Source organism: Microbacterium sp. Beta (assembly GCF_005502545.1).
GTDB lineage: Bacteria > Actinomycetota > Actinomycetes > Actinomycetales > Microbacteriaceae > Microbacterium > Microbacterium oxydans.
In genome coordinates this window covers 91,071-103,474 of the sequence record NZ_SCOG01000006.1, presented here as the reverse complement: position 1 = coordinate 103,474, position 12,404 = coordinate 91,071, and the positions used below count along the sequence as shown (strand labels likewise).

Genomic DNA, 12,404 nt, shown 5'->3' with positions numbered 1-12,404 from the left:
AACAGGGCGAAGATCAGTTCGCTCCCGTGCGGTGTGCTCGGGAGAGGTGTAGGTTGCGGAGATGGAGCCGATCCGAGTGGGGCTCGTGGCGGACCCGGCTTCGCCCACCGTCGTCGCACGTCGGATGACCGATCTCACACCGCCGCTCGCGGCGCAGGCCGACGGCTGGATCGTCGAACTCCTCAGCGAGCCGTTCACCCTCGGATCCGAAGACGTCGACGTCGCCCTCGAACGACTCCGCGCGCACGCCGAGCAGAACCGGTGGGACCTCGTCGTCGGCGTCACCGAGCTCCCGCTTCGCGACGACGACGGTCGCTATCTGCTGGCGGCGATCGATCCTCGACGCCAGGCCGCGGTGCTGTCCCTGCCCGCGCTGGGCGGGTACCGGGTGCAGAGCAGGGCCCGCCACGCAGTGCGCGGGCTCGTCAGCGGTATGGCTGCTCCCGCCTCGCCCGAGGAGCAGCGTCTGCCGCTTCCCCGCCTCAGCGCCCGGGGGCGCGTGCTGCGGGGCATGGTGCTGGCGAACCGTCCGTGGCTTCTCGCGGCCGGCCTCAAGTCCGCGCTGGTCGCAGCCCTGGCCACCGGGGCCGTGGCGACGATCGAGCCGACGGTGTGGTCGCTCGCCATCTCGCTGTCCGGCTGGCGCCTGGCGGCAGCGACCGTTGCCTCCATCGCGATCCTCATCGCCTGGATCGTGATCGACGGCAGGCTCTGGGACCGCCCGGACGACGACTCGACACAGGCGCGCGAGAGATCCCGCCTCTACAACACCTCGACGATCCTGACGCTGACCATCGGCATCATCATCTGCTACCTGGCGTTGTACGTGGTGAATCTGGCCTGGGCGCTCTTCGTGCTCGATACGACCGTGATGAGCGAAGCGCTCGGGCGGACGGTCGACGTCGAGGATCTCTTCGTGCTCACGTGGTTCGTCGCATCGGCGGCGACGCTCGGCGGGGCTCTGGGCACGGGTTTGGAATCCGACGACGCGATCCGCGCCGCCACCTACTCGAAGCGTGAGGAGGATCGACGCGCCCGCCTGGCCGACGAGAGGAGCCGCGGGATCGAGTGATGCCACGGCTCCTCTCCCCGTCGATCGTCCGGGTCATCCGAAGGCGGAGATCGCCCCGAGTCCGAACACGACCGCAGACACCAGCCCGCCGAGCGCCAGGCGGATCACACGCCAGGTGAGTCGGCGTCGCGTCCGGATCCACGGGAGAGCGTCGACGCGCAGCACGAGCCCCACCACGCCACCGGCGGCGAGCGCGACGGCCGCGAACCACAGCGCGATCGGCACGCCGGCCCAGCCCGTGGCGAAGTGCAGCACGGTGAACACGGCGAGGAGTCCGACGGATTCGGCGATGGCGGCCGTCCGGTCCGCGATCTGAACCCAAGATCAGGCCAGAACTCCTTGCTGCTTCGCGAGAGCGTTGTACAGCGCGCATCTGTCGAGGAGCTCGTCGTGTCGTCCGACATCGACGATGCGGCCACGCTCCATGACGATGATCTTGTCGAAGTCCCTCACTTCAGCGAGCCGATGCGACGCCATGAGGATCGTCGTGTCTCGCGCTCGCTCGCGAAGCAGCACTGACAGCCGCTCCGCGGAGACGGCGTCCAAGCTCGATGTGGGTTCGTCGAGCAGCAGCATACGTCGATGAGAGAGCAAGGCACGAGCGACCCCGAGACGCTGCCGTTCACCGCCCGAGAGATTGCTACCAGAAACAGACACGGGACGGTCGAGGATGTCGGCGTCTGCTCCGTCGAACAATCCCACGTCCCGCAACGCCTCCAGGAGTACGTCATCGGAAAGCCCGCGATGTTCGATATCGAGGTTGTCGCGAACGGATCCTCCAATCGGCGGGGAGTTCTGTGGCACCCACGCGAGATGGGAGCGATATTCGATGAGCGGGACATCGTGACTCAGGGTGCTGTTCAGGAGGACGGAGCCCGAACTGGGTTCGTAGAACCGCTCGACGAGCGCGAACACCGTGGACTTCCCGGAGCCGGACGGACCCACCACAGCGACGTGCTCGCCTTCTCGGATCGTGATGTCGAGGGGGCCGATCTGTGCGCCGTGTCCTGCCGCGGCCTGCGGGTACTCGAAGGTGACGTTCTTCAGAGACATCAATGGACCGTCACCCCGGCTCCCCCCGACCGGCGTGTGCTGAGCACGAGCGTCCTCTTCTGTGGACGCGGAGACAATCTCGTCTATTCGGTCGACAGCGGCGAGTCCCGTCTGAATACTGACGAAGGTCGAGCCAACCTGGGACACGGGACCCACCATCATCATTAGGTACATCATGAAGGCGATGAGCCCGCCGAGGGACAGACTGCCCTCAGCGACGCGGACACCCCCGAGAGCGAGAGTGATGATGAGAAGCGCCTGGGTTGCAAGAGTCATCACCGGCTGCATGTACGCGCCCAGCCGGGCCACGAGGATGGCATGACGTCTGACATTCCCGGCGTCCACGGCGACCAGGTCGAGCTGCGGCTGGCTCACACCGTAGGCGCGGATCAGGGGCAGAGCCGTTAGAGTGCGTTCGAAACTGCCGGTGAGGGTGGCGGTGGCCGCCTGAGTCTTGGCGGATGCTGTGCGCACCAACCGCCCCATCAGTGTCGACAGCACGGTGGCGACGACCGTAATCACCAATGACAGTGCGAAGAGCGTCGGGTCGATGGCCACCATGAGGCCCGCGGCAACGACGAACGTGATGACCGCGGCGAGCAGTTTGAACACACCGGTCGTCAGGACGGATGCCGATGCGGCGGTGTCAGAGATCATGCGAGAGAGGAACTCACCCTGCGGTACGCGCTGCACGTGAGCCATCGGCAAGGAGACCACCTGCTTCGATACCCGCGTGCGCAGGTCGAGGATGAGGTCGTGCGCTGTGCAGGCGAGGGCATAGGACTCCACCCCGGCGAGCAGCGCCTGAGCGACCACTGCGGCCGTCAGGATCAACACCGCAGAAACTGGCACGGAAGCGGAGGTAAGCGCGTCGAACATCCGCTGCAGAAGGAGCGGCTGAGCAAGCCCCAGGCCAGCACCTGCCAGCGACAACACGACAAGCCCGCCGAGGCGCCAACGGTGGCGTCGGATGAAACCTCGAAGCACGGCGCTGCGGATCACCGTTGCGTCCTTCGAGTCGCGACGAGCGCGGCGGTGAGCACGGTGACGGCGAACAGGAACGCCAACGCGACGAACGTGAGCGTGATGTCCGCCCAAGGGATGGCGCCGATTGCTGTTCCCATACGCGCCGGGTCCTGAGCGAGGTACCGCCAGGCGATGAATGCGAACGCCCCGGCAAGAAGCACACCGCTGGAAACGATAAGAACGAGCGCCTCGGACAGCAGCGTGCCCACCGTACGCAGACGAGATATCCCGAGCAGGTTCAGCAGCCGGAACTCGCCTCGACGGTTCAGGACGGATGCCGTGAGCCCCTGGATCATGGCCACGATTGCGAGGCCGTAGATGGTGCCGAAGAGGGCGATGTTGCCGGTGGCGGCGTTGCTTTGCCGCAGAGCGATCCGCGTCTGGATGAACTCGTCTTTCGTCATCGTCGAGGCGTCGCCGTCTACGGTCGCCGTCACGCGGTCGACGGCCTCAGTGCCCGCGTTGACGAACACGCGGATGTCCCACACTTCCGGGTCGAGGGTGTCTAGCATCTCCCAATCCACCAGCAACCCCGTATAGAGCCGGGATGTGACGACGGCGGCAATGGTGAGCGTTGCCGTTTCCCCGTTCGGGGCTTCCACGGTGACGGTGTCACCGACGTCGTCGCTCTCCCGCGTGGAGACGACAGCCGCCTGACCGGCACTGTCGAAGTCGCCGGACTTCACTTCTGTGTCGAACATGTCCTGGTACGTGTCGAGGTCCACGAAGTTGAACACGGTGAGGAAGGTTCCGTCAGCACGTCCCTTCTCAATGAGGCGAGTGGTCGCTGCGGAGCGCATCACGCCGTTGACGCCCCGCTCTTCCGCGGCAGCACCGGCGATGCTGTCGGCTTCCATGACGGTGGGCGGTTCGATGATGAGGTCCGCGTCGAGCTGCGTTTCATAGTCGGCCTGCATTGTGGCCTGGTCGGGTCCCGCACCGATGGCGAAGCCACCCATCACTCCCATGAGGATGAGCAGCGGGAGCACGTTGGATGCGAATCGTTGCGAGTCGCGTGAGGCGCGTTGGGCAACCAGAACGCCGGACCCGCCGATGAGTGGCCTGAGCAGCCACCCCAGGGCTCGGGCGACGACGGGAACGAGAACGGGTGCGAGTGCTCCGAGCGGGAAGATGATGAGCAGCGGCACGATGATGGACGCGATGGGGTTCTCGCTGCCGGTGTCCGGCATGAAGATCAGGAATGCGGCGAGCCCGATGATGGACGCGCCCGCGACGATGATCCGGATCGCGCTCATCCGCTTGCCTATCGCTCCGGTTGACGATGCGGAGAGCGCGGCGAGGACATCGCTCGTCTGCTTGGTACGCAAGCTCAACCAGGCGGCAAGCATGGAGCAGAGGATCATCCCCGCCGCGACGGCGACCAATGTCAGGATGGGGAAGCCGAAATTCACCTGCAGTGACTTGCCGAAGACGCCCACGCTTCGCAGCAGCAGGTAGAACGGGTGGGCGAGCAGGCCACCGACGATGACGCTCGGGACGGCAACCATGACAGCGAAAACGAGTGCCTCGATGGTGACCATGACGCGGACTCGAAGGACACTCGCTCCTGCCAGGCGGAGCTGACCGAGCTCCCGCCTGCGCAGGGCAAGCATGTTCCGGAAGCCCAAGTAGACCAGCACGAGTGCAATCACCACTGTGGTGAAGCACATGACCTGCAGGATGCCCTGAGAAGCGCTCACCGCGGCGCGTACGACGCGCGCATCGAACTCGGACAGCCCGTCGAGTCGTAGCGCCTGCCCGCTCGCCAGGCCGGTGAACAGGACCATCTCCGCGGTAGCGACGACCGTGGCGATGCTCAAGAGGATGGCGACGCCGATGTACGCCGAGCGGTGCTGACGCACGAACGCCATGGAAACAGGCAGCTGCTGAGCCACGCTCATCGGGCGGCGCTTTCCAGACCTGTCATCCGAGAGCTGACAGCCTCCGCGCTCGGGCTCTCCATCGTGTCGACAAGGCGACCGTCGACAAGGAAAAGGACGCGGTCGGCGTACGCAGCGATTTGCGGATCGTGCGTGACCATGACGACGGCGGTGCCGACCTCGCGGAACTGGCGAAGCTGATCCATCACGAGGAATCCGCTCTTACGGTCAAGGGCTCCCGTGGGTTCGTCGGCGAAGATGACTCGCCGAGTCTGCGCGAGGGCGCGTGCGATGGCCACCCGTTGCTGCTGCCCCCCGGAGAGTTCGGCCGGGTACGACTTGGCTTTCTCGGCGAGCCCGACGTTCGCGAGTGCGGCCTCTGCATCGTCTCGGCGGATCGCCGCTCCCCCGAACAGGGAGGGCAGCGTAACGTTCTGCAGTGCGGTGAGAGCCTCGACGAGATTGAAGCTCTGGAAGATGAAGCCGAACTCGTCGCGACGCAGGAGGTCGAGTTGGCGTTGCTTGGCGGACCTCAGCTCGATGCCATCGAACGTCACGGACCCGACTGACGCACGAATGAGGCCGGCGAGGCAGTACAGCAAGGTCGATTTCCCTGACCCTGACGGCCCCATGATGGCGGTGAAGGACCCTGGTTCGAAGGAGCAGGTGACGTCGTCGAGAGCGCGGGTTTCCACCCGCCCGTTCGAGAACGTATGGCCGAGCCCAGTCGCCGTGAGCATTGTTCGCCCTTTCGATGATGAAGCGTGTGGGACGCGAATAGACGCGCGTCCCATACGTCCGTGTATCAGTTCGGTCCGCAGGAGATGCTGATACCGCTGTTGTCGCCGTCACACCACATGCTGATGCCGGATCCGAAGACACCGACCTCAGGCCCGGACTCGTTCGACAGGCCCTGCAGAGAACGCAATGCGCTCATTGTGTTCACCCCCTTTCATGTCATCGTCAAAGGGTCTGGGAAGAGTCACCGGGAACCAAAGGTTCGGGTCCTCTTCGAGTTCAGAGAGGAGCGCGCCAACATACCCGGCAGCTCCGGTGGAGAAATCTGCGGAGAGATGGTGACCGTTGTCGCCGAGCACCATCAACGTCTCCGGCTCGTCGCCGCGGAACAGAAAACTGTCGGCGGTGAACGCCATCAACCGGGCCCGCTCGCTGCCCGCGGTGGATACGGGTAGGAGCGCGCAGGCGATGCCCGCCGTTCCTCGGAAGAGACCGCCGTTCATGCTGATGATGCCGCGGCGGAAGCACACGTGCATCAACCGATCCCAGGAGTCGCCTCCCGTCAGTTCCGCGAGACGGCGGCAGGTTAGCCCGACCCCGACCCACCCGTCGAACACCCCGATGGCGTTCCCTGTCTCTGACTGCGGGCTGACCATGTTCGCAGCGGCTGTGATGCGGGCGGCGAGCGAGGCTGCGTACCGGTCGAGCATGCTGCGCGCCACGCTGTCCCCCTCCGCGGCAAGGTCGCACAGCGCGAGGATCGTGCCAGACAGACCGCTACGCACGGAGAGATCAAGCCCCGAGTCCGGACTTGACGCCCCAGCAAGCAAGAGCATCTCGGCAGTATCTGCGTCACCGAGTTCGGCGAGGACGGCTGCGATGCCGGCCGTACCGCGGAGCAGGCCGTGGAACGGGATGCCTTCCGCTTCTCGAAGGCGCGCGGTCAGCCAGGTCTGGTCCTCGGTGATGTCGCGGCCTGCTCTCGCGAGCATGAGCATGACCCCCGTCGCGCCGGTCTCGATGTTCAATAGCGCGCCGGCGCCGTCCGCGAACTGCGTCGCATCTCCCGGGTACCGGCGCTGTCCGTCCCGCCGAGCCCGCTCGATGCCGGCGCACACCTGCTCCAGGAGATGGGTATCCGACAGGGCCGCGCCATCCGGAGTATGTCGGTACGGGTGCGACGTCGCTACGGCGTCCACGGGCACCGCGTCGACAAGTTCATTGACGAGCTCGGAGACGTCGGCAGGGAACTGCTCCGCGACCTTTCGCGCGCGGTACGTCAGGACAGACGGGTCGAACGCTCCCGCGAGCGATGGCCAGAGGAGATGTAGGACCACCGCGGCAAGTGCATACCTGTCCCGGACGCGATTCGACGTACGCACGTGAGGGATGAACCCCGGGGTGCCGATGCTGCCGACCGCTGACGCGTCCAACGGTCGAGCGGCTTCCAGGTCGATCAGACGGACGCGGTCATCGTCGATGAGGATGTTCTTGGGCTGCAGGTCGAGGATGCTCCATCCAGCGTCATGGATCTGCGCGACCGCCGCAACCAATTGCCGGGCAAGCGGCACCGCCCTCGCGGCGTAGGCGCTGAGAACGGTGGCATCGGTGCTGAACGGGTAGTTGCTCGCCGCCCATGACTGCAGGGTGAGACCGGAGATGTACTCCTCGACGAGGAACTCGTGGTCGCCGACGACGCGGTAGTCGATGACATCGACAACCGCGTCAACGTGTGAGAGCGCAGTCAGGGCGCGGTGTTCGTCTCGCAGACGTGCCGTGGCGTCGGTGGAGTCCGAACTGTAGGCAGACCATCGCCGCGCCTCCTTCAACACGACCTGGCCCGTGTCGGAGTCGGCGAGGTACACGCCGCCGGCGTTGCTGAAATGCAGACTGGAGCGCACGACGTAGGGCTGTAGAAGCTCCTCCAGTTCACCGGGAACGGGGCTCAGCCGGTCGTCGACGAGCTCACGGATCAGGGCTGGCGGCTCAACGAAACTGGGAAGCATGAAGACCGCCGCCCTGTTGTCGTGAATCTTCTGTCCATCCGGGGCCTGAATGGCATACCCCGTTGAGCCGTCCGCGTGCTCGAGACGGTCCATGAAGAATGCTCCGTAGCGGAAGAAGACCGGACTTTCGCCAAACTTCACATCGGAGAGGATGTACGGGCCCTCGAAGCCGCGAAGTGCCATATCGAACAGCGGCAGAAGCTCGCAGAACTCCTCATCCGTGCGGGGGAAGACCGTGATGAACTTGCCGGCCGACCCGCGGTTGGCGTACTTCATGCTCGTACGCTGCAGCTCCCCCTCGTCCGAGAGGTACTTGAAGGGAACGCTCCGCTCGACGCAGATGTCGGCGACGACACGAAGCGCATCGTGGGCCCTACCGGGGCGGGTGCTGATGTGAATCTTCCATCCCTGGCGAGGAAGGGAAGTGCCGTCAAGTGGGTGGAGCACCGTCCAGGGCCCGAACTGAGTCGTCGACCATGAGCCCGGCACAGGGTGCGCGAAGCGTCGAGAGGGCGCGGCGGAGGTGGCCTGCTCATAGAAGCCCTTGCCGGGCGAGCAGTGCTGGAGTCGGAGCATCGAACGATTCCGGTACATCACGCCTCTGCGCTCTGGCTGAGCCCGTCGACCAACATCGGCCCCGAAGCGACGCGCACTGGCAATGCCGAGAATCGACGATCCATGACCGCTCCTTCCGCTTCGTCCTCGTGGGCTGGTCACCTCCTGTCGGCGGCGTCCTGCGTCTATGAAACCGAGCCGCAGCCTCCGGCACGATGGGTCTTACCCCACTCTTCGAGGTAGGGCTGGCCATACCTTCCGCCCGCATTCACGATGCCGGGTGCAGAGGATCCCTAGGCTGGACTCATGACGACGGCGGCTCACGTGTGGGAGGCGATGAAGCTGCCTCCATGGCGTTTCGTCCTCAGCCGTTGGCCATGGCGCGCACTGGTCTACTTGGTGTTGAGCGTTCTCATCGGCGCGGCGCTCATCCCCCTCGTGATCTTCACGTTCCTTCTTCTCCCGTTCTGGGCGCTGGTTTTAGGAGCGTTGGAGCGTCGCCGCACCAGCCTTCTGGGGTTCGCCCCACAGCCGAGCGCTCACACCACCGTCGACGCCAGCGAACGTCACCACTGGATCAACATCCGCCTCACCGAACGGGCGACATGGCGGGAGACGCTGGCCCTCGCATGGGACCTGCTGTTCGCACTCATCGCCCTCATCGTGCTGTTCTTCGAGACGGTCACCCTCCTCGCGCTCGGCATGGTCGCTGTCGCTGGCATCACCGGGCCAACGCCCACTCAGTTCTTCGGAGACGCCGAAGGTGTGATGACCTCCACCAACTGGTGGCCGGTCGCGCTGATCACGCTCGTCATTCTCGTGCTCTTCGGCTACATCAACGCGTGCCTCGCCACCGGGCAATCATGCGTGCTGCGACTCTTGTGCGGGCCGCACAACCGAGCCGTGGATGCGAACGTGCAACGACTCCTCAACTCCCGCCGCGCTCTCGCCGAGTCCTCGGATGCGGAGCGCCGCCGCATCGAACGCGACCTGCATGACGGCGTGCAACAGGAACTCATCGCTCTTGGCGCCCGGCTCGGGATGATCGGACTGGAAGTCGATGAGCTCGCCGCGCGCGGCACGGACACCACTCATCTACTGCGGGCCGTCGATGAGGCTCAGCTTCAAGCGGAGCACGCGATGTCCACCCTTCGCGATACGGTGCGGGGCATCCATCCTTCCGTCCTCACGGACTACGGTCTGCGCGCGGCGCTAGAAGAACTCGCAGAGCGCAGCAACATCCGCGTGACACTCGAGGGCAATCCCCGGATCCGCGTTCCGGCCGCCTACGAGACCACCGCCTACTACCTGGTGGCGGAGGCGTTGACGAACATCGCCAAGCACGCTTCGGCCTCGTCCGCCGTCGTCGGCACCGGCGCGGATGGGAAGTCGTTCATCGTCACGGTCTCGGACAACGGAACCGGAGGTGCCGACGAACGCGCCGGAACGGGACTTCGAGGGCTCTCCGAACGTGCGGAAGCCCTCAACGGTCGCCTCCGGATCACAAGCCCTGCCGGTGGTCCCACGGTCCTGCGAATGGAACTGCCCCTCCCCAACGAAGGAGACACGTCGCGTGCGAATACTGGTCGCTGAGGACTCAACGCTTCTTCGTGAAGCGCTCATCGCTCTACTCGAGCGGATCGGTCACTCTGTCGTCGGGGCCGCCGAGACCGCCCCACAGCTCGAGGAGGCTTACGCACGCCTTGAGCTTGCGCCGGACATCATCATCACCGATGTCCGCATGCCGCCTGGCAACAAGGATGACGGTCTGCAGGCCGCCCTGCGTATCCGCGAGCAGCACCCTCACCAGCCGATCCTCGTGCTGTCGCAGTACCTCGCGGACACGAACGCGCGCCGCCTCCTGACCCTGCCGGAAGGAGCTGTCGGTTACCTGCTGAAAGACCGCATCAATCGGGTGCGCGACTTCGCCGGCGCCTTGCAGAACATCGCCGGCGGCGGGACGACTATCGACCCTCATGTCGTCCAGCACCTCCTCAGCGCTGCCCATCCCGGACCGCTCGACACGCTCACGCCGCGGGAGACGGAAGTGCTCGTACTGATGGCGGACGGTCAGTCCAACGCCGCCATCGCAGAGAAGCTGGTACTCAGCGATCCCGCTGTCGGTAAACATGTGGGGCGCATTTTCCAGAAGCTCGGTCTGAGTCCCGTTGACGAGAACCGCCGCGTCAAGGCTGTACTCACCTACCTACAAGCCTCGCGAACCCCCTAGGCCCATCACACGTCGCTGCGGTGTCCGCTCCGTCACCGGTTATACGGGCCGCGAGATTGCATTCCATCACATGCCGCGGGTCCCAGTCGTTGTGCCCGTGGACAAGAGCGTACGCTTTGATGCCCTGCAACGCGGCGGCATCGGCGACCTGGATTGCCAGGTGCTTCGTCGGGCACGCGTAGACCACCCGCTGCCCGTACTCCCGTCGCCGCCACTCAGCGATGAGTAGTCCGACCATGGTCTTCCCCGACCCGGTCGGAAGCTCGAGCGCCACGTCGTCGTCGGTGAGGTGGTCACGGTGGTACCCGCGGAGCTGATCCGTCTGGTGAGACCACAATGCGCCCACGCCGCTACGTCGGCCCCCCAGCTCACCGAACAAGGTCTCGGGCGAAGCGGTAGCCTCCTCCGCTCGAACATCGGTCGGGAAGACAGGGCGGGGCGGGCGAGCATCAGCTGTGACGGGCCTCCGAGCTATCGACGGTGGCCGACATTCCGACGACCACGGGATCTACTTCGGGTACAGGCGAACTCCGAGAGACTCCCCGAGCAGAACTATCGCGCGAAAGTGTGCCCATGCGGCTCCGGAGAGAACGCGTGGGAGCGACGCTTCCTCAATCCCCGCATCCGCGGCGACACTCCTGATGCTCGATTCCCCCATCGCCGCACGCACGCTCACGACGAACTGGTGAGATCCTTGGGAGTGGGGTGCTTTACGTTGGCCATCGCCCTCGCACCCCACTCTCAATGGTTCTTACACCAACTACTGAATCAGTGCCGTGTCCTAAGACGAGCGCCAACTTCAACGTGCGGCGGCGCCATGATGCGTGACGCCGCACAGGGACTCAGAAGTCCCAGTCGTCGTCTTCCGTGGCCTCGGCCTTGCCGATGACGTACGACGAGCCCGACCCCGAGAAGAAGTCGTGGTTCTCGTCGGCGTTCGGTGAGAGCGCCGACAGGATGGCCGGGTTCACGTTCGTGACGCTGGAGGGGAACATCGCCTCGTAGCCCAGGTTCATCAGGGCCTTGTTGGCGTTGTAGTGCAGGAACTTCTTGACGTCTTCGGTCAGACCGACACCGTCGTAGAGGTCCTGCGTGTACTGCACCTCGTTGTCGTAGAGCTCGTACATGAGCGAGAACGTGTAGTCCTTGAGCTCATCGCGACGCGCCTGGGTCTCGTTCTCGAGGCCCTTCTGGAACTTGTAGCCGATGTAGTAGCCGTGCACGGCCTCGTCACGGATGATGAGGCGGATCAGATCGGCCGTGTTCGTCAGCTTCGCCTTCGACGACCAGTAGATCGGCAGGTAGAACCCCGAGTAGAACAGGAACGACTCCAGCAGGGTGGAGGCCACCTTGCGCTTGAGCGGGTCATCGCCCTGGTAGTAGTCCATGATGATCTGAGCCTTCTTCTGAAGGTTCGGGTTCTCCGTGGACCAGCGGAACGCCTCATCGATCTCCTTCGTCGACGCGAGCGTCGAGAAGATCGAGGAGTAGCTCTTCGCGTGCACCGACTCCATGAACGCGATGTTCGTGTACACAGCCTCTTCGTGAGGAGTGATCGCGTCGGGGATCAGCGACACCGCACCGACCGTGCCCTGGATCGTGTCGAGGAGCGTGAGCCCCGTGAACACCCGCATGGTGAGCAGCTGCTCGTCGGGGGTGAGCGTGTTCCACGACTGCACGTCGTTCGACAGCGGCACCTTCTCCGGCAGCCAGAAGTTGTTCACCAGACGGTTCCAGACCTCGAGGTCCTTGTCGTCCTGGATACGGTTCCAGTTGATCGCCTGCACGCTGGAGACCAGCTTGAGTCTTTCGGGAGTCATTTTCTTCGTCGTTCCTCGGGGTTC

General features: G+C 64.9%; 9 protein-coding genes. 3 read left to right on the top strand and 6 right to left on the bottom strand.

What is annotated here, in order from left to right; genetic code table 11:
* The first annotated feature begins 61 nt into the window (after positions 1–61).
* On the top strand, positions 62–1,072 hold the full coding sequence (locus tag FFS56_RS08430) for a hypothetical protein (protein ID WP_164734103.1): 1,011 nt from the start codon (positions 62–64) through the stop codon (positions 1,070–1,072).
* Positions 1,073–1,105: 33 nt separating this feature from the next.
* On the opposite strand, the gene FFS56_RS08425 is transcribed toward FFS56_RS08430, so the two are convergent.
* The 5 genes from FFS56_RS08425 to lanKC form a co-directional block, all read right to left on the bottom strand.
* A complete protein-coding gene (locus tag FFS56_RS08425; protein WP_046749764.1) occupies positions 1,106–1,336 on the bottom strand; it encodes a hypothetical protein in 231 nt (76 codons plus the stop codon).
* 60 nt (positions 1,337–1,396) lie between these two features.
* Positions 1,397–3,061 carry an ABC transporter ATP-binding protein gene (locus FFS56_RS08420; RefSeq protein ID WP_249352968.1) on the bottom strand — a complete coding sequence of 555 codons (1,665 nt, stop codon included), beginning with the start codon at positions 3,059–3,061 and terminating at the stop codon, positions 1,397–1,399.
* A gap of 62 nt (positions 3,062–3,123) precedes the next feature.
* A complete protein-coding gene (locus FFS56_RS08415; protein ID WP_127012485.1) occupies positions 3,124–5,052 on the bottom strand; it encodes an ABC transporter permease in 1,929 nt (642 codons plus the stop codon).
* Positions 5,049–5,771, bottom strand: a complete 723-nt coding sequence (locus tag FFS56_RS08410) for an ABC transporter ATP-binding protein (protein WP_127012486.1) — start codon at positions 5,769–5,771, stop codon at positions 5,049–5,051. Before FFS56_RS08410 ends, FFS56_RS08415 begins: the two co-directional genes overlap by 4 nt.
* Before the next feature lie 147 nt (positions 5,772–5,918).
* Positions 5,919–8,351: a class III lanthionine synthetase LanKC gene (gene lanKC / locus FFS56_RS08405; RefSeq protein WP_164734104.1), complete on the bottom strand. Its 2,433-nt coding sequence runs from the start codon at positions 8,349–8,351 to the stop codon at positions 5,919–5,921.
* Between the two features lie 285 nt (positions 8,352–8,636).
* Between lanKC and FFS56_RS08400 the strand changes: the two genes are divergently transcribed.
* On the top strand, positions 8,637–9,923 hold the full coding sequence (locus tag FFS56_RS08400; RefSeq protein WP_127012488.1) for a sensor histidine kinase: 1,287 nt from the start codon (positions 8,637–8,639) through the stop codon (positions 9,921–9,923).
* A complete protein-coding gene (locus FFS56_RS08395) occupies positions 9,904–10,560 on the top strand; it encodes a response regulator transcription factor (protein WP_167480286.1) in 657 nt (218 codons plus the stop codon). Before FFS56_RS08400 ends, FFS56_RS08395 begins: the two co-directional genes overlap by 20 nt.
* Positions 10,561–11,402: 842 nt before the next feature.
* Here the strand turns inward: FFS56_RS08395 and nrdF are convergent.
* On the bottom strand, positions 11,403–12,380 hold the full coding sequence (gene nrdF / locus FFS56_RS08385) for a class 1b ribonucleoside-diphosphate reductase subunit beta (protein ID WP_045263442.1): 978 nt from the start codon (positions 12,378–12,380) through the stop codon (positions 11,403–11,405).
* Between the last annotated feature and the right edge of the window lie 24 nt (positions 12,381–12,404).

Bases quoted from the DNA above. Each gene is read 5' to 3' on its own strand.
- FFS56_RS08415 (WP_127012485.1), bottom strand. From the start codon at position 5,052: ATGAGCGTGGCTCAGCAGCTGCCTGTTTCCATGGCGTTCGTGCGTCAG.
- lanKC (WP_164734104.1), bottom strand. From the start codon at position 8,351: ATGCTCCGACTCCAGCACTGCTCGCCCGGCAAGGGCTTCTATGAGCAG.
- FFS56_RS08410 (WP_127012486.1), bottom strand. From the start codon at position 5,771: ATGCTCACGGCGACTGGGCTCGGCCATACGTTCTCGAACGGGCGGGTG.
- nrdF (WP_045263442.1), bottom strand. From the start codon at position 12,380: ATGACTCCCGAAAGACTCAAGCTGGTCTCCAGCGTGCAGGCGATCAAC.
- FFS56_RS08400 (WP_127012488.1), top strand. From the start codon at position 8,637: ATGACGACGGCGGCTCACGTGTGGGAGGCGATGAAGCTGCCTCCATGG.
- FFS56_RS08430 (WP_164734103.1), top strand. From the start codon at position 62: ATGGAGCCGATCCGAGTGGGGCTCGTGGCGGACCCGGCTTCGCCCACC.